The organism is Ktedonobacter robiniae (genome assembly GCF_016587375.1).
Taxonomy (GTDB): Bacteria; Chloroflexota; Ktedonobacteria; order Ktedonobacterales; family Ktedonobacteraceae; genus Ktedonobacter; species Ktedonobacter robiniae.
In genome coordinates this window covers 2,682,639-2,700,261 of record NZ_BNJG01000001.1, presented here as the reverse complement: position 1 = coordinate 2,700,261, position 17,623 = coordinate 2,682,639, and the positions used below count along the sequence as shown (strand labels likewise).

At 54.8% G+C, this 17,623-nt stretch carries 13 protein-coding genes; 6 read left to right on the top strand and 7 right to left on the bottom strand.

Going from position 1 to position 17,623, the window contains the following annotated elements:
* Window positions 1–14: 14 nt before the first annotated feature.
* Window positions 15–1,898, bottom strand: coding sequence for an LCP family protein (locus JMJ04_RS11360; protein ID WP_201370600.1), 1,884 nt, complete (start codon window positions 1,896–1,898; stop codon window positions 15–17).
* Window positions 1,899–2,539: 641 nt separating this feature from the next.
* On the opposite strand from JMJ04_RS11360, the gene JMJ04_RS11355 reads away from it, so the two are divergent.
* Window positions 2,540–3,715 (top strand): glycosyltransferase family 4 protein, encoded by a 1,176-nt coding sequence (locus tag JMJ04_RS11355; protein WP_201370599.1) that lies wholly within the window; start codon window positions 2,540–2,542, stop codon window positions 3,713–3,715.
* Window positions 3,716–3,768: 53 nt separating this feature from the next.
* Here JMJ04_RS11355 and JMJ04_RS47995 read toward each other — a convergent pair whose 3' ends face one another.
* From JMJ04_RS47995 to JMJ04_RS11340, 4 genes are all read right to left on the bottom strand, one after another.
* Window positions 3,769–3,897: a hypothetical protein gene (locus JMJ04_RS47995; RefSeq protein WP_268887331.1), complete on the bottom strand. Its 129-nt coding sequence runs from the start codon at window positions 3,895–3,897 to the stop codon at window positions 3,769–3,771.
* Window positions 3,898–3,916: 19 nt separating this feature from the next.
* Window positions 3,917–5,461: an ArnT family glycosyltransferase gene (locus JMJ04_RS11350; RefSeq protein WP_201370598.1), complete on the bottom strand. Its 1,545-nt coding sequence runs from the start codon at window positions 5,459–5,461 to the stop codon at window positions 3,917–3,919.
* A 160-nt stretch (window positions 5,462–5,621) separates the two neighbouring features.
* Window positions 5,622–7,367, bottom strand: coding sequence for an AAA family ATPase (locus JMJ04_RS11345; protein ID WP_201370597.1), 1,746 nt, complete (start codon window positions 7,365–7,367; stop codon window positions 5,622–5,624).
* A 163-nt stretch (window positions 7,368–7,530) separates the two neighbouring features.
* Window positions 7,531–8,193 (bottom strand): hypothetical protein, encoded by a 663-nt coding sequence (locus tag JMJ04_RS11340; RefSeq protein WP_201370596.1) that lies wholly within the window; start codon window positions 8,191–8,193, stop codon window positions 7,531–7,533.
* Window positions 8,194–8,446: 253 nt separating this feature from the next.
* Between JMJ04_RS11340 and JMJ04_RS11335 the strand changes: the two genes are divergently transcribed.
* The 5 genes from JMJ04_RS11335 (at window position 8,447) to JMJ04_RS11315 (ending at window position 15,315) form a co-directional block, all read left to right on the top strand.
* Window positions 8,447–10,222: a serine/threonine protein kinase gene (locus tag JMJ04_RS11335; RefSeq protein ID WP_201370595.1), complete on the top strand. Its 1,776-nt coding sequence runs from the start codon at window positions 8,447–8,449 to the stop codon at window positions 10,220–10,222.
* A gap of 421 nt (window positions 10,223–10,643) precedes the next feature.
* Window positions 10,644–12,008 (top strand): RNA-guided endonuclease IscB, encoded by a 1,365-nt coding sequence (gene iscB, locus JMJ04_RS11330; protein ID WP_201370594.1) that lies wholly within the window; start codon window positions 10,644–10,646, stop codon window positions 12,006–12,008.
* Between the two features lie 32 nt (window positions 12,009–12,040).
* Complete coding sequence (locus JMJ04_RS11325; protein ID WP_040443642.1) at window positions 12,041–12,598, top strand: GNAT family N-acetyltransferase; 558 nt, start codon at window positions 12,041–12,043, stop codon at window positions 12,596–12,598.
* Window positions 12,599–12,774: 176 nt separating this feature from the next.
* Window positions 12,775–14,055 carry a peptidoglycan bridge formation glycyltransferase FemA/FemB family protein gene (locus tag JMJ04_RS11320; protein WP_201370593.1) on the top strand — a complete coding sequence of 427 codons (1,281 nt, stop codon included), beginning with the start codon at window positions 12,775–12,777 and terminating at the stop codon, window positions 14,053–14,055.
* A gap of 153 nt (window positions 14,056–14,208) precedes the next feature.
* Window positions 14,209–15,315, top strand: a complete 1,107-nt coding sequence (locus tag JMJ04_RS11315; protein WP_201370592.1) for a lipid II:glycine glycyltransferase FemX — start codon at window positions 14,209–14,211, stop codon at window positions 15,313–15,315.
* Window positions 15,316–15,381: 66 nt separating this feature from the next.
* Here JMJ04_RS11315 and JMJ04_RS11310 read toward each other — a convergent pair whose 3' ends face one another.
* Both JMJ04_RS11310 and JMJ04_RS11305 read right to left on the bottom strand, forming a co-directional pair.
* Window positions 15,382–16,221, bottom strand: a complete 840-nt coding sequence (locus JMJ04_RS11310; RefSeq protein WP_201370591.1) for an alpha/beta fold hydrolase — start codon at window positions 16,219–16,221, stop codon at window positions 15,382–15,384.
* A 409-nt stretch (window positions 16,222–16,630) separates the two neighbouring features.
* Window positions 16,631–17,575, bottom strand: coding sequence for a ribose-phosphate diphosphokinase (locus tag JMJ04_RS11305; RefSeq protein ID WP_201370590.1), 945 nt, complete (start codon window positions 17,573–17,575; stop codon window positions 16,631–16,633).
* Window positions 17,576–17,623: the final 48 nt, after the last annotated feature.

The window sequence follows — 17,623 nt, the reverse complement described above, 5'->3', positions numbered from 1 at the left end:
TGCCACATTCCATCTCACTCTACTTTGACGGTCTCAAAGGTTACCATCATCATCAGGTCCAGCAGGCTGCGCACACCAAAGGGATCATTTAGCTGGGGAACGCTCATCGCGCCCGATGAAACCATCTGTTGTGTGGAGGCCGTGGCATTGGGCACATCCGCGTTCACATGCGATGGATTGTTCTGCGCCAACTGCGTATCCTGCTGGCTAGGCGTCGCCGCGTTGCCATACAGGGATAGGACAGACTTACAGCTCGCAGTATCACCAAACATCTTTTGCAGATCCGGCAAGATCTTAGAACAATAGGGGACAAAGTCGCCGGTATTCGTGTTTTTGCCGGTTTTAGGATCGGGAAGTGACAGCGGACCAGAATAGGGTGGACTAAGAATAAGTTTGTTGATATTCGCTGTATTGATATTACGCGCGAAGTTGGCCATTTTGATCACATCGGTGACCTGCATATCTGTCTTTAGGTAGCCAACCAGGTCTTTGGCATATTCAGGCAACTTATTCACTGTATCAGTGCTCTGGAGCTTTCCTTTGAGCGCAGTAAGCACCTGCTGCTGACGCACAGAGCGGCCAAAGTCACCGCCCAGGTCCGAATGGCGCGTGCGTACATACTCAAGCGCCTGGACGCCACTCATATGCTGAGGACCGGGCGCGATATAGAGGCGCTTAAAGCCATAGATATCCTTGGTACTGATATCATTGGGATAGACATCGTCGACCATCGGGTGCAAGGCATCTACATCCACACCGCCCGCAGTCTCAATGACCTTAATAAAACCATCCAGGCCGACCCAGGCATAGTAATCAATAGGAATATTGAAATTTTCTTGGACTGTGGCAATGGCCAGGCCCGCGGCATCGGCATAATGGTCCTTCGAGACATTACTCTGATAACCATAGGAGAAGGCGTAGTCCATCTTGCCCGGGCTGTTACCGGGGATAAAGACACGCATATCACGTGGGATGGAAAGCATACCTACATAGTGTGTCGATGGGTCGATAGTCACGACAATATCGGTCTGGGCGAGGGGTGAACCATTGACACCGTTGTTGCCCTTACCATCATTGTCGCTACCCAGCAACAGAATATTAATGCGCTTACCACTAAGGATATCTCCATTGGACGTGGCGCTTTGCGAGCTATCCTCTTTGCCCTTGCTATTGAAGCTCGTTGCCTTATGCCCGGTAATCTGGCTCACAGCACTCCCGAAGTTGGCCTGGTACCACCAGTAAAGGCCGCCTGTCGAGATGATAAGTACCGTCATAACCGCGACTAGCACCCGCGCCCATATGGGGAAACGCCGCTTTTGCGTGCGCCTGAAACCTCCTGGTGGTTGAGGTGGCATCGGCGTCCGGGGAAGATTGCCTGGACCTCTGGGTGGCGTTCCCTGTGGGATAAGGGGTGGCGCCTGGATACCAGACATACTGGGCATACTCCCTGGTGCGCCCATAGAGACCGGACCAAGGCTCCCGGTCTGCGGACGTGGCGTCTGCGGAGGCGCGCTCATCATTGGATTTGCAAATGACGAACTATTGGGGCCAAAGGCATTATTACCCTGTCCAGGCAGAGGCGCCTGGGAGAATGGCGATGGCTGACCCATAGGTGGCTGTTGCACAGGAGCACCATTGCCAGGATAGCGCAGAGTTGGTTCAGAAGCAGGGATAGCAGGATACTGAGGATTGGCGAATCGATCAGATATTGGGTCATTATTCGCGCCCGGATTGCGAAAAGGCGTTGAGTTTGGTTCTTTTTCCTGGAACAGGGGGGCGCCAATGCCCGACTGCTGAGGTGAAACAGGTACAGTGTCAAAGCTCGAACCCTGATTATTGCCGGCCAGGGGTCTGGTAGCACGAGGCGAGACACCAGGAAGGGAGAGTCCACGAGGCATAAACTGCCCACTTTTAGGGCCAGCCTGTGGCTGTGGTGTACCAGGTCCATTAGATATAATCTGACCAGGAGGAGACCCTGTATTACGAGGAACAACGGGTTCAGTCCTCGGTCCCTCTGAACCTGGGCGCGGGGCAATTTTTTGTTCAGGTAGGGGGTGTTGCCCGCTCGAAGGTTTCATATTAACAAATTGCCGTTTCACTGCGCTTACCTGCTTCCTTAACAATTGCTTTATCTAATTAGAACCTTACTCGCATGCCCTCTCTCGCTTTCTCTCACCCTAACAACGTCATACCGCAGATGCTCCTTAAGAGGCCCCACACCACTTTCAACCTTGTTTCTGGTTCATACACTTCTTTGATACATAAAGACACGCTCATTGATATCTACCAAGTATAACGTATTGTTGGGAAAAAACATCACGATTATGCCTACCTTTTTGCTTAGGATAGGACATTTTGGTACATCGGTCTTAACTCCCTGTTAGTCAACACATTACACAACTGTAAACATCGCTTAACCCTCCACTAACCAGTATAGATTACGCTTGCAGTGGAAGGTTGCCCTCGGGATTTTCGCGAAGGCAGTCAGCACCCTGGATCATTGTCCGCCGCACTCTCCACGATAGGTGAATGGTGTCCTATGCGCATAGCGATTATTACAGAGAATTTCCTGCCCAAACTCGATGGTGTTACCCGCACGCTTGCCCGCCTTCTGGAACATGTGCAGGCGACGGGACATCAAGCCCTCTTGCTAGGCCCTGAAAGCGGCATGGAACAATACGCTGGGGCCGAGGTTATCGGCACGGCGGGACTCCCGCTCCCCTTTTACCCGGAGCTCAAGTTTAATTTCTTTCGCCCCCTCTTCATACGCCGTCTCTATGAGTTTCAACCAGATATCATGCATATCGTCGATCCCGTTGTCCTGGGAGCAACCGGTCTGGCAGCGGCCCGCCTCCTCAATAAACCACTCGTCTCTTCCTACCATACCAATCTGGCCGCCTACTGTACCCACTTTGGCTTCTCGTTCTTTACACAGCCCATGTGGCACTACAATCGCTTTATCCATAATCAGTGCGAATTAACCTTCTGTCCCTCACCCTCCACGGCACAGATGCTACGCCAGCAAGGCTTTGAGCACCTGCGCCTCTGGCCTCGCGGCGTCGATACAACCCTCTTCCGTCCCGAGCAACGTGACGCGGAATTACGAGCGAGCTGGCTGCAAAGCCGTGAGCAGCCTGAACAGAAAGTAGTCTTGCTCTACGTGGGACGCGTCTCCTGGGAAAAAAATCTCCAACTGCTGATCCAGGCCTATCGCCAGATGGATCATACACGCTGCCACCTGGTCATCGTTGGTCATGGGCCAGCTCATGACGAAATTCGCCAGGAGTTGCAGGGCCTGCCCGTGACGTTCACGGGCTACCTGCGTGGCGAGGAACTGGCGCGGGCCTATGCGACGGCGGACCTCTTCGCCTTTCCTTCGTATACGGAGACCTTTGGGCAGGTCGTATTGGAAGCCATGGCCTCAGGACTGCCCGTGGTAGGCCTACGCGCGGAGGGAGTGCGCGACCTGGTGCAGCATGAAAGCACAGGACTACTCCTGGAGGCAGAAGCGCTCTCAGCAGATAAGCACATCACAACCTATCGCGACCACTTACAGCGCCTGGTCCAGCAGGAGGCGACGCGCCTGGAGATGGGCGAGGCCGCGCATCAGCAAGCCAATCGCTATAGCTGGTACGAGTCCATGGAATGCGTGATACGCGGCTATGAAGAGGTCATCGAGACCTCGCGCCCCCTGCTGCTTACGCAAGCCAGCTAGTTTCAATCCGCAGCAGTTCCTAGGAACTGCCGCACATTTTGTGTGAGAATGTACTAAAAATTAGCCCCCTCTCGCTGCTTCTCATCTTTGCGCGCCTGGAGCAGCGAGAGGATAAGTGAACCAACCAGCGTGCAGACCAGCACAATCTCCATGGTGCTGAAGGTTTTCTTCTTTTGTGGCATAGTTTCTTCTCCTCTATCTTCAGCTCTTGAGCCAGAGTTCTTGCCCATTACTATATGTACGCGCGAGGGTGTAATGTTGTCGCACCCAGGTATGGAAACCGGCGACCTGCGAAAAATGGAGACGTCCAGTATAGAACAGCACAGCCTGGACCTCGGGACGGCTGGCCACTTGAATCAACTGCTCTTCTGTAACATAGCCTGTCATAATACGCACCCCCGAGGTATCAACCAAGGAGGCAGGGGTGCTACGATCCGCCAGGCCCGCCAGGAATTGCGCATCCGTTACAACGAGGCTGCCAGGCTTCGTGAGCGTTTGCATATCTGCGACAACACGCTGGTCCTGAGCATGCATGCCGACTGGCAGGGCTTTGAAATTATGTCGCACCTGGAGGATGTTACTAGCGGTCGTGAAGAGCACAATAAGCAGAGTAAGCGCGACCGTCCAGCGAGCCAGGCGTGCTAATCTGACCTCGGTCCGTTGCAAACGATCCAACAGGGGAGCCAGGCCTACTGCTACCATGGCAATCATCGGGGGTACCAGGTACACCAGGTGATGGGCAAAGAGCGGCACCTGGCGCCAGAGCAACACAGCAGAGACAAGGAACCAGGCCAGGGGCGCGATAATACGCCAATCGCGGCGCACGCAGGCGAATAACGCGGCGCCAAGCGCGGCATAGAGCAGGGGATAGCTGCGGATGGTAAGCAACATATGGATATTCCCCTTCGCTGAATACGCAAGCACCTTCCCCGCGACCAGGTGAAAGGTCACGACACCATCCCACAGCTGCGCAAAGGCTCCAAGATAGGGCAGTATAATTACCAGGAAGGCCAGGATGGAGGCGCCCAGGGCTAGCAAGAGGGGCATAAACAGAGGCCAGCGCTTCTCGCGCGGCTGACGCAGCTCCCGATAGAGATACATAAGTAGAAGAATACCAATTGGCACGAGAGCCGCCACAGCCAGCAGCTTGCACAGAACACCAAGCACAAGTACGATACCACAGAGGACGGCCAGGGCATTTCCGCGTTTTCCGCCAGGATGCCGCCACCAGAGCCAGGCCAATCCGACTGCAAGAGTCATAAAGGCGACCGAAGGGGCCTCTGCCTGGAGTTTCTGTGATTGTGAGAGATAGAGCGGATCAAGGGTCATCAGGAGCGCGGCCACCAGCGCTCCCAGGCGTCCCGCGAGCGCATACCCAATACAATAGCAGCCCAGCACACCGAGCAGCGAGATAAGAACGACACCGAAACGCGCTGCCCACAGGCTCTGACCCAGAGCGAGATACGTCGGAAAAATAGAGAGAACAAAGAAGGGTGGTTGAGAGTAAAAGGTCTGCTGATAGAGGGCGTGACCTGAGCTTAACGCGCGCAGCGTCTGCCAGTAGACGCCTTCATCATAACTATCCAGATCGATAGGAATATCGATGCGGTATAAGCGGAGCAGCAGAGCCAGAACAAAAATAGCCAGAGTGGCCAGAGCAAAAATAAGGCGCGAAGAAACCAGAACCCCCGTATAGCGCTGAAGGCGTGAGGAGGAATGGCGCGCAGAAAGCAGGTTAGTATTCATCAGAAAAAGACCAGCACGATCTTGCTATACGTTGAACAATAATATCGAATGATGCCACTGTAACACTATCAAAAATGAACTGAATAATCAAGAAGTACTAAAGATGGTGAGGCCTAGACTGGTAGCCCCTGGGCTGCCAGTCTAGGCCTCACCATCTGATTTATATAGTCTGCAGGGCGCCAGTGACCTCGGCCAGGACCTGGCTTGCGTCGGCCTCATCGATAATGGTCTTGATTTCATCGGCAAGGAGTTCATCGCGCTCGCTGAGGGCCTCGGCGAGCGCAATCACAGCCTCGCTGTGCTCACGGAACAGCTGCAAAACCTCGCGATATTGCTGCTGCAACACCTCCTCAACACGCTCCGCCAGGCGAGGAACAGCGATTTCCAAACTGTTCAGGCGCGAGAGAAAGGTCCCATCCATGCCATAGGCGCCAACATAGAGGCCCGCCAGCGTTGTGGCCTGAGACAAGTCTCCGCTTACCCCGTCCAGGTTCATATCCAGAAAAAGCTCCTCGGCTGCACGCGAGGCCAGGTAGACCTGCAACAGCGCCAGCACCTCCTGCTTGTTACGCGTCTTGACCGTCTCTTTATTGCGCCAGGCGGCGAAGGCCTCGGCCCCCTGTTCACCATCATGACGATGCAGGGTCACATACGAGGGAAACTCACGCTCCATCAAGTAGTAGCAGGCAACGGTATGCCCGGCCTCGTGATACGCCAGGCGACGCCGTTCAATGGGCGTCAGGTCGCTCAACTGGCGGATGCCAAACTCATGCTTATCCTGAGCGGCGGCGATATCTTTATATGTGACCAGATCGCGACCATCGAAGTGGGCCAGAATCACAGCCTCATTGATGATATGCTTGATCGCGACTGGCGTATACTCAAACATACGCTGTACCAGCGCAGGCAGAGAGATGGCGGGATCATGGCTCACCTTGTTGAGATAATATTCGATGACCTCGCCGCGATATCTATCCGTGGGCGGTAGCACGCGAATCTGACGATCGAAGCGTCCCGGGCGCAGAAGGGCGGCGTCCAGCGCCTGCGGCACGTTGGTCGCGCCAATGGTAAGCACAGGTTCGACCTGGGCACGCCCCTGGAAGAGCCCCAACACACGCAAGACCTTCTTGATCCAGCCATTATCAATGGGAGGCGGGTCCATCTGCATCAAGAGTTCATTCAGACCACCATTGCCACCACCAAACATGCCACCCATACCACCCATGCCCATATTCCGCGACTGGCCATTCTGCTCACCGCCGCCCGTACGCGACATACCAATAGCATCGAACTCGTCAATAAAGATAACGCAGGCGCCATACTCGCGCGCATAGCGCCGCGCCTTGCGGTAGAGGTTCTTGACCATCAGCACATCCATGCCCCAGAACATGCCACGAAAACTGGCCGCACTGGCATAGGCAAATGGGACGCCAGCTTCGGTACTGATACACTGGGCCAGGTAGCTTTTGCCCGTTCCGGGTGGTCCCGAAAGCAGGAGACCACGCACAGGCTGCCCGCCCATCTCCTGGTAGGCCTTAATACCAGTCAGAATACGCACGATGCGCCGTGCCTCCTCCAGGACATCGGGATTGCCTTTATAGTCCTTAAAGCCTAGTCCGGTCTCGCCCGGCATCACCCAGTAGAGACGTGGCCGCCCCATAAACCAGAAAATAGCCACAAATTGTATGAGGACATAAAAGATGGCAAACATAATCTGGAGGGCATAGAGCAAGATCGAGCCAGGGCTGGGCGGCGTCAATTGCGGCAGAACGGTGGTCAGAAAATACCAACCGACCAGGGTCGCCAGTGCCAGCCAGAGCCAGCGATACTTTACAAAGCGTCCAAATTGGTCTAGCCCCACATCAATCGACCTGTCCAGGTCACTCTCCAGTTTACGCTCAGCCACTTTCCGTCTATCCTTTGCTAACACGTTATCGCTCTCCCTTTCCAACTTCCCATACCACCTGCGTGTAGGGTCCATGCTGGCATGGACTTGTCCCCACAAGATCTGCACCCTCAGCGGAAAGAGTCCATGCCAGCATGGACCCTACAATGTACCAATGCGCTATTTAGCTCATCGCGCGCATAAACAGGTAATCGGCGCGCAGGAGACGCTCGCCGCCCTGCCCCGGGGCCATCACAAAATAGAAATAGGCCAGCGCCTTATGCTTCCCCTCGGGTCCACTCGTGATGATCTCGACCGAGATAAAATAATCAAGCGAGGTATCCTCTCGGGGCTGCACGCTTAAGACCATGATCTCGCCCCACTGCCGCGTATCGGTCGCGCTCAGACTCTCGATATACTGCGAGAGCGTGCTGGCATCCGTAGGCGAGGAGAGCGTGGCGCTGCTGAGTTGCAAGGCCGTCGCATCGCCCTTACGCAATGCGTAGAGCCAGCCTTTAATCTGGGCGCTGGCATCGCGCCCATCTCTGGGCTGCGTCTGTATATGAAAGGGATCGTTACCAATTCCCAAGGGCCACTCCTGGGTCGTAAGCCTTACTGTGGCTACCACACTGGCGATAAGCAGGAGCAGCGCCAGGCCCACAAACAACCGGTAGCGCTGGCAGAAACGCAAAGCGTAGTAGCACCACTTCAAGGGCACACGTAGGATCGCCTTCACCAGGCGCCCGGGTCGGCTGGCTCCTGCTCGCGGAGGCAAGCCAGCAACATCTTGCTTCTGAGGAGTTGCGCGAGAGGTTTCTCGCGCAGGCGGAGGAGTACTAATCGTCATACAAACGCTCCCATCACTAACCACCCAACATAACGCCATGACACACTCTGCACACAATCACCACTTCTTAGCAGAGATGCATTTTATACTTCTCACCTTACACCACGTACGCTTATTTGGCAAGAGGGGATAGAAATTGTGATCTCGCTAATTGACACGTCTGTATGTGCATGCTATAGTCACTTCTGTATGCCTTAGCTGGTATAGCATGGTCTTTATAGTCTCTCTAGCCGAAAAGCAGGTGGTATCTTCGATGGCGCAAGAACCCTACGCCCTTTCAGGTCGAAAGTTTGGCAACTATCGTATCGAGAAAGAGATAGCACGTGGAGGCTTCGGTAGCGTCTATCTCGCGCAACATGAATACCTCACCGAGCGGCGCGCTGTTATTAAGCTATTGCAGGGCGTGTATCTCTCAGAGCCACAGGAACGCGAAGGCTTTATTCGCGAGGCCCAAATCCTGGAGCGGCTCAAACATCCTCACATTCTCCCCATCTATGATGTCGGCATTGAGAATGAGCAGCCTTATATCATCGCTGAATATGCCCCCAATGGCACGTTACGCGAGCGCATTGCGCGTCAGAACGGCAACCCCCTGAGCCTGGAGACAACACTGGCAATCCTTGCACAGATCGCGGCTGGTCTTCAGCATGCACACGACCAGCATGTCATTCACCGTGACTTGAAGCCAGAGAATATTCTCTTTAACGCTAGAGATGAGGCCCTGCTGGCCGACTTTGGCATCTCAACAGTTCTTACCTCGGCGACGGTCAAGCAGACACGCGAGATCGGCACGCCCACCTACATGGCGCCCGAGCAATTCACAGGCATGGTAAGCGTTGAGACCGACCAGTATGCCCTGGCCTGTATCGCCTACGAACTGCTCTCGGGCCGCAAAGCCTTCGCGGGCACGACTAACTACGTCGTCATGCAGATGCAGATGCAGCAATATCCGCAGCGCCTACGTGAACTAAATCCCGCCGTTCCTGAATATGTTGAAAACGTCATATTTCGCGCACTGGGCAAGGAGCGCACGCAGCGCTTCGCGGATGTCCGTACCTTCATGGAGGCGCTCAAGAATCCTAATGCGCGTCTGCAAGCCGCCCCAGCCATAAATAGCAGTGAGCCAGGCCTCGCTGGCCTGCGCTATGAGCAGGGGACCGCGCTTCAGGCTGGTCAAAACACGCCGCTGGCTACGCCACCTCGTCCGCAGCTCACGCCACCATATAACGATGCATTCAATCCACATTCGGGGCCTGTATCTGCCTATAACGCCTTCGACCAGAATAATCAACACCAACAGCCCCAGGCACGTAATGCCTATATGCCACCGGCCGCGCCTCAGCGAGAGAACGAACTTGAGGCACGCCGCCCCTTGCAGACAGGTGACCACAACAATCAGGCTGGGAGCTATAGACCTGGCTACGCAAGCAGCCCAAATAATCAACCTGGTAACATACGCAGAAACGACAACGCCTATCCCCAGACACCTGATAGAGGCTACAGGCCCGCTCCGCAGGAGACCTATTCCGCGCCAGGGCCAACCGAGCGCCGCCAGCCCGCACCTCCGAAGGCCCACGAGCCTTACGCTACCACACCTCAGCAGCAGCAAGCCTACCAGCAGCCCGCGCCAGGGGCCAACATGCGGCCCGTTCCCTCAGAGGGCCGGGGCCTGGCCGCACTGGCCTATGTGCCTTTTGTTTGCATTGCCGCCTGGATATATTATTTCTTTACCGAGCGCAGCAAGGCCTTGCCACGTTTCCACGTCGTACAAGGCTTCCAGCTCTACGTCATCCTAATCGTGCTCTCGCTGCTCGATAACTGGATTCAACAGGGTCTCTATTATGAGAGATATCATGAGGCTCGTGATTTAGTTATCAAGATCCTGGAATTTTTACATACAGTTACTGGTTGGGTCTTTCTGGCATTTATCATTCTGGGCGTCATCGCGATTATCAGTGCCCTCTTTGGCACCCGCTTTAGAATTCCCTTAATCGGGGGCCGCGCCCTACGCTACTCCAATCGCGGGTAATTTCAAGGAATAGAGGGGAATGAGGATGAGGTAGGTTGGTAGCCTTCGGCTACCAACCTACCTCATCCTCATTCCCCTCTATTCCTAACTCAAAAGAGCTATATATCTGCCTGTTTAATTGCACCGATTTCCGCCCCTATGCTATACTGCCCTCGAAGCAGTATGTTTTGGAGGATCAGGGACCCCTGTCTTTCGGCAGAGGCTTGTGCAAGCAAGCCTGAACCTGACCAGTCTTTATCCTGACTCTTCGGAAGAGGGACTCCGTTAGGAACGAATACATAGGGACGTTGGGGTGCATGCCAGCTCCAACCGCTCCGGTACAGCATTAAATAGGTGTAGAGGGTGAAGCCCGTGTGCTGTGCAAGAAACCGTTCCATAACCTTGACGAGGCAACCATTACCCTGGAAACAGGAGGCTCAACTTGAGCAACGCATGTGTCATCGATAGTGATTATAAGCCCTTAAATCCCGTCCATCCAGCACGGGCCAGGCTCCTGCTCAGACAGGGGAAAGCCTCTGTGTATAGAATCTATCCGTTCACCATTATTCTCAAGCGGGTGATTGAGCAGCCAGAAGTGCAGCCCTTGCGCCTCAAGCTCGATCCTGGGAGCAAAACTACGGGCATCGCTCTGGTCAATGATGCCACTGGCAAGGTGGTCTTTGCCGCTGAACTTGCACATCGTGGGCAGGCTATTAAAGCCAGCTTGGATCGTCGTCGTGTAGTGCGTCGAAGTCGTCGCCAACACAAGACGCGCTATCGCAAGCCACGCTTTCTCAACCGCAGACGAAAGCCGGGATGGTTGCCCCCATCCTTGGAAAGTCGTCTAGCCACTATCCTGACCTGGGTGGTTCGTTTGTGTCGTTACGCTCCCATTGCAGCTCTGAGTATGGAGCTCGTGAAGTTTGATGTACAATGGATAGAGAACCCAGGGATAAGCGGGATTGAATACCAGCAAGGGATACTGCAAGACTACGAGATTAGGGAGTATTTGCTGGAAAAATGGGAGCGCACCTGTGCCTATTGTGGCACACGGGGTGTTCCCTTGCAAATCGAGCATATTCAAGCACAAGCCAAGGATGGGACCAACCGCGAGAGCAACTTGACGTTGGCCTGTGAACCCTGTAATCGAGCTAAAGGGACACAAGATATTCGGGTGTTTCTCGCCAAGAAGCCTGAGGTGCTCAAGCGGATTCTAGCCCAGGTCAAGCGTCCTCTCAAGGATGCCAGCGCAGTGAATGCGACGCGCTGGGCATTGTATGAACGGCTCAAAGCCACGGGTATGCCTGTTGAGTGTGGAAGTGGAGGCTTGACCAAGTATAATCGGACGAAGAGAGGTCTCCCCAAAACGCACTGGCTCGATGCAGCCTGTGTGGGCCAGAGTACGCCTGAGATCCTTGCCTACAAAGAAACCGTGCCACTGCTGATAACCGCGACAGGGCATGGATCACGGCAAATGTGCCGGATGAGTCGTCATGGGTTTCCGCGAACGGGTCCCAAACAAGCCAAGCGCGTGCGAGGGTTTCAGACAGGCGATATGGTCAAAGCGATTGTCACCTCTGGGACAAAAAGAGGAACATATGTGGGCAAAGTGGCCGTGCGCAACAACGGCTATTTTGATCTCTCTACCCCCAAGGGCACGATCCAGGGCATCGCAGCCCGCTTTTGTCGTACGGTGCATCGATGTGATGGCTATCAATATCAGCAGGGGAGGGTCCTCCCCTCTCTCCCAAGAAAGGAGGGCCTGCTTCCTCTCCTGGCTCACGCACAGGGGTCTCCGCAGGCCTAGTAGATAAAAAAATGGCAGACGAACTCTCACGAATGCAGAATCCATTCGTCATTGGCGAACGACTCTATCTCAGGCCACTGGAGCCTGCTCAGGATAATCACCTCTACTCTACCTGGCTCAACGACGCCGATGTGCGCCGCTGGTTCTCTATCTATCCCACCAGTGATGCACGGGCCAAAGAGCGCATCGAGAACCTCTACAAAACCTTTGGGCATATTATCTTTGGCGTGGCCCTCAAAAGTGATAACAGCTTGATCGGCCTGGTCGGACTAAAAGATATCAATACTCTGAACCAGTCCGCGGAGTTCTACATCATTCTGGATCGCTCGGCCTGGGGCAAGGGTTATGGCACCGAGGGCACCAAAATGATGCTGCGCTATGGCTTCCTCGAACTCAACCTGAACCGTATCCAGACACAGGATATGGAGGAGAACATTGGTGGCTGGCGCGCGGACGAGAAGGCTGGCTTCAAGCACGAGGGCACGATGCGCCAGGTCATCTTCCGCTTCGGCAAGTACCACGATGTGCGTGTATATAGCCTGCTGAGAAGCGAGTTTCTGGAGAAGTACGAACAGGAAGACGCTCAATAGTGAGCACGATACCGTACCATTATATGTAGACGCGTGCGCTTGCCCCCGAATGGGGGTTAGCAGCGCCGTCTCAGAGCACAAACTCAACTGCCCGTGTCTACATATAGCAACACGAACTCAACCTGCTCGCATCTGCTGTAAAACTGTTGGTCCCACTATTCTTCATAGGAAAAACTATGACTCTTACCATCCAGGAAATCAATGACCGGGAACAATGGAATAATTTTCTCACCAGCCAGCCTCGTGGACACCTCTTGCAGTCCTATGAGTGGGGTGAGCTAAATAAATACCTTGGTGGCCGCATCTATCGCCTGGGTGCCCTGGAGGATGGGCGTTTGACCGGAGTCATGCTGCTCACGGTCAATCCCGTTCCCCTGCCCGCGCGTATTCCCGGTCTTAAACTTAGCTGGCTCTACAGTGCGCGCGGCCCCACGGTAGAGAGTCCCGATTCACCCGCACTATCCGCGCTCATCGAGCATGCCCACAAAGTCGCCCGTAAAGAGCGCGCGGTCATCCTGCGCATCGAACCCAATATCGCCGACGACGATCCCAATGAACACACCTGGCTGGCCGCCTATAGCAAGATTGGCTTCCGCACCAACCCCATCGCAGTCCATGGTCGCCGGAGCTGGGTGCTGGATATTCGTCCGAGCGCCGAGGAGTTGCTGGCCAACTTTAAAATGACCTGGCGTCAGAATGTGCGCGCCGCGGGCCGTAAAGGTGTGATTATCCGTGAAGCCAGTAGCGACGCCGACTTTGAGGCCTACTATGAGCTTCTCAAGGTTACTAGCGAGCGCGATGCCTTCTTTATCCATAGCCTGGACTACCACAAGGAGATCTATCGCCACTTCGCTAGCAAGGGCGACGCGGTGCTCTATATCGCTGAACACGAGGGTACGGCTATCGCGGCCAAGATGCTTATCCGCTTTGGCGATTGGTGCTGGGATATGTTTGGTGCGACCTCCAACGAGAAGCGCAACCTGAAGCCAGCCTATCTCCTGCAATATACCTGCTTCCAGTGGGCGCAGGCGCGTGGGTGCAGCTATTTTGACTTCCGCACCATTCCCGAGATACTTGAGCCGGGCGAAGAGATGTGGGGCGTCTATGAATATAAGAAAGGCTTTGGCGGCTTCTCGCGCCTGAACATGCCAACGCAGGACTACGTCTACCGCCCACTGATCTATACGCTCTGGAGCAGGTTAGTCGAGTACCGTCGCGCCAAACGTCACCAGGAACGCCAGAAGGTCGAGCTAGAGCGCTCCGCCCGGGGCCAGGCTCAGCGCAAGGACGAAGAGGCCAAACCAGCGGAACAGATTCCAGCAACGCCCAAAGAGCAGCCTCAACCCGCGAAGGCAAAGCAGAAACAGCAGGCAGGCAAGAATGGAAAGAAGCCGCAAGAAGCAGGCAGCTCTCCCATCGCCGACACCCCAGAGGAAACCAGTTCTCCTGTATCATAAGTAAAGACTCGCAAGCTCATCTTTCTGTTATGTATGTTGTGTGGTAGGGCGAGGCAAAGCCCCACCCTACCACACAACATACATAACATATGAGCGCCGCAGGCGCGAGAAGGCATGTTGGATCCGTTAGAATATAAAAGGATATAATGACCCATGGAAGCCCGCATCATTACAGATCGCCAGCAGTGGAACGACTTTATTGCCTCGTCCCCCTGCTGCAACATCACTCAATCCTATGAGTGGGGAGAACTCCCCTTGCTCGGGGTACAGGAAGTCTTGCGTGTTGGCGTGCTTGATGACTCGGGCAAGTTATGCGCAGGGATGATGGTACTCGTATCACGCGCGCCCGTGATCAGACAGGTCTATCTCTACTCCCCACGCGGTCCCGTCATCACTGATCCCCAGTCACCCGCGATGACCGTCCTGCTCAACTTTGTGCGAGCCGAGGCACGCAAGCGTGGTGCCTTCATGCTCAAGGTCGAGCCAAGTGTGGATACAGATAACCGCGAATGGCAGACCGCCATGCAACGTTTCGGTTTTCGCACCAATCCCCATCATATGCATATCCGCCATGAGTGGGTGCTCGACATCAGCCCCGATGAAAAGGGCATTCTCTCCGGTATGAAGGAGAAGTGGCGCTACAACATTCGCCTGGCTGGTCGCAAAGGCATTACCGTCCGCCGTGGCGAGACCGAGGCGGACCTGGAGAAGTTCTACAGCATCTACGAGGTCACCAGCGAGCGCGATAGCTTCTTCATCAACAGCAAGGAATTTTATCGCCAGTACCTTGACCTCTACAAAGAGGGAGACCGCGTGGCCCTCTTCCTGGCCGAGTACGAGGGCAAGCCCATCGCGGGCACCATCATCAGCGTCCTGGGCGAGTGGAGCTGGTACATGTATGGTGCCTCCTCCAACGAGCAACGCAACCTGATGCCCAATCACCTGCTGCAATGGACCAGCATGCAGTGGGCCAAATCTAAAGGGGCGAAGTACTACAATTTCCGTGGCATTCCAGATGTGCTTGAGGAGGGCCAGGAGCTGTGGGGCGTCTACCAGTTTAAGCGTGGCTTCGGCGGCTATCCCATCCGCTTCTTCCCCACGCAGGACCTTATCTACAATCCCATCGTCTACCAGGCCTACCGCGCCCTGCTCGACTTCAAGCACTGGCGCGACGAGCGGCAGTTCAAGAAGGCCGCCGCTGAGTCCGCTAAAGAGCGCGAACCCCAGAAGCCAGAAGAGAAAACACCCGTACAGGCATAAAAGAGAAAAAAATGCTGAAGGCGAGGTCCGTGGACCTCGCCTTCAGCATTTTCTGGAGATAAGCTACTATTTCACGGTCTGAAGAAAAGCGCGTAGAGCCTGGTTAAAGGCTTGAGGCTGTTCCATTGTGACCATGTGCGCACCACCCTCCAGGGTCAACGTCTGGACGTTTGGCATAGCCTCAGTCAACTGAGAGACAATGTCAAAGCGCGAAGGCAGATCCAGGTCTCCCACAATGGCCAGTGTTGGAGTGATAATCTCGCTCAGGCGCTCGCAGGCGGGAGGGTCAAGATTAATCAAATCCGCGCCCTCGGGTATCTCGATGCCAAAGGCCTGGTACTGCATTTCGTACACTCGCTGACGTACAGTGGAGTCAACCTCTTGAGGAAAGCGCCTGGGACCATCCACCCATATGCGCATATTCAGCTCGGTCGCTCCTGCGACATCGCCTTGCTCCAGCAGAGCCTCCTCTTGCTCAGAGAAACGCTCAACCTCCTCATCTGACTTAAGGCCGCCCACGCTTGGCGCGACCAGGGTCAGCGAGGCCACTGAGTCTGGATTGGTCAGGGCGAAGTCGATGGCAACTTTTCCACCATAGGAGCACGCCACCACATGGGCTTTAGTAATATTTAGATAGCCCAACAGCAGCGAGGGATCCTCGTGGTTCGCAAAACGTTTGGCAGGGTAAGCGGACTTGCCAAAACCACGGATATCATAGCGAATAAGCTGGTAGTCAGGCGCGAAGGCCGCGAACTGCTCATCCCACATCCGGCAGTCGGCGACCCCAGCATGAATGAATAATATGGGAATATCGCTAACGGGCTGCTCTGGCCCGGCGATCTCATAGTAAAGCGGCGCCCCCTGCGCGTGGAGATAGTCTGTTTTCTGAATCGCAAAATTTTTCATGTTGCAGTGTTCCTGTTCTATTCTTCTCAATTTTTACAGCATGCTGCTGTATATGCCGTGTCACAAGCACAACATTACTTATACGGTTAAAAAGAGGTAATCAACCTGATCGGGGGACAGGCCAGGAACTTACACATACCGCTCCCGTGCAACCATCATAATGGCGCTATAGCGCGAGAAGGAAGAGGTAGGAGTCACACAGCCCGGTCTCGATAGGCAGAGCAAACATTTGTTTCGCCTGATACACTGGCGTGCCTCCTTTCTGTCTAGAGTGGGGCGCAAACACACAAAAACCATATCGACGCTTGCGCATAAGCTGAGTATATCACAAAAGCACTATCCGATGTAAGAGAGGGGGCGTGGTAGAGATAGACCGCAGGTCTATCTCTACCACGCCCCCTACATATAACTATGCGTCGGCGAAGAGGCTGCTGACCGATTCGCCATTGTGGATGCGGCGGATGGTCTCCGATAGCAGGGGTGCCATGGAGATGACGGTCATGTTGGGGAGATACTTCTCCTCGGGAATGGGCACGGTGTTGGTCGCGACGATCTCATCGATATCCTCCTGGCTCCCCAGGCGCTCGATAGCCTTGCCGCTAAAGACACCATGCGTACAGGCGACCGAGATACGGCGTACATTGCGCTCGCGCAGGCGATCCAGAATCTCGATAATCGTACCACCATTGGCGATCTCGTCGTCGATAACAATCACGTCTCGTCCCTCGACATCGCCCACGATGGTATCAATAATCACCTTGTTGTCATCGACGCGGCGTTTACTACCGGCTGCGACAGGCACCTTCAACAGGCGCGCGAAATGCGAGGCCGCCTTGGCGTTGCCCAGGTCGGGCGAAACGACTACCGTATTGCTCAGGTCGCGATTGCGGAAGTGCTGGGCCAGGACATTCAAAGCATTGAGGTGATCTGTTGGTACGCTAAAGAAGCCATGTACCTGGGACGCATGCAGCGTCATGACCAGCACCCGGTTGGCGCCAGCAGTCGCCAGCAGGTCCGCAACCAGGCGGCCAGCAATAGAGATACGCGAGGCATCCTTCTTGTCGGAGCGCGCATAGGCATAATACGGGATAACAGCCGTTGTGCGAGCCGCGGACGCACCACGCGCCGCGTCAAGCATCAGCAGTAGTTCCATCAGATGATCCTGCACCGGTGGCACAAGAGGCTGGATCAAAAATACATCGCTTTCACGGCAGTTCGCGTTCAGCTGGACATGCAAACAGTCATTACCAAAACGCCGAATCGTCGTTGGCGATAGCGGCACCTCTAGATGATGACAAATTTCACGAGCCAGCTCGACATGAGCACTTCCACTGAAAATGGTGATTTCACGCATTTATATGTCCTCTTTGTCCCTCTGCTTTTATAGATACTTCTTTATCTT

Bases quoted from the DNA above. Each gene is read 5' to 3' on its own strand.
- JMJ04_RS11335 (WP_201370595.1), top strand. From the start codon at position 8,447: ATGGCGCAAGAACCCTACGCCCTTTCAGGTCGAAAGTTTGGCAACTAT.
- JMJ04_RS11325 (WP_040443642.1), top strand. From the start codon at position 12,041: ATGCAGAATCCATTCGTCATTGGCGAACGACTCTATCTCAGGCCACTG.
- JMJ04_RS11310 (WP_201370591.1), bottom strand. From the start codon at position 16,221: ATGAAAAATTTTGCGATTCAGAAAACAGACTATCTCCACGCGCAGGGG.
- JMJ04_RS11320 (WP_201370593.1), top strand. From the start codon at position 12,775: ATGACTCTTACCATCCAGGAAATCAATGACCGGGAACAATGGAATAAT.
- JMJ04_RS11305 (WP_201370590.1), bottom strand. From the start codon at position 17,575: ATGCGTGAAATCACCATTTTCAGTGGAAGTGCTCATGTCGAGCTGGCT.
- JMJ04_RS47995 (WP_268887331.1), bottom strand. From the start codon at position 3,897: ATGCCACAAAAGAAGAAAACCTTCAGCACCATGGAGATTGTGCTGGTC.
- JMJ04_RS11360 (WP_201370600.1), bottom strand. From the start codon at position 1,898: ATGCCTCGTGGACTCTCCCTTCCTGGTGTCTCGCCTCGTGCTACCAGA.
- JMJ04_RS11355 (WP_201370599.1), top strand. From the start codon at position 2,540: ATGCGCATAGCGATTATTACAGAGAATTTCCTGCCCAAACTCGATGGT.
- JMJ04_RS11340 (WP_201370596.1), bottom strand. From the start codon at position 8,193: ATGACGATTAGTACTCCTCCGCCTGCGCGAGAAACCTCTCGCGCAACT.
- JMJ04_RS11350 (WP_201370598.1), bottom strand. From the start codon at position 5,461: ATGAATACTAACCTGCTTTCTGCGCGCCATTCCTCCTCACGCCTTCAG.
- JMJ04_RS11315 (WP_201370592.1), top strand. From the start codon at position 14,209: ATGGAAGCCCGCATCATTACAGATCGCCAGCAGTGGAACGACTTTATT.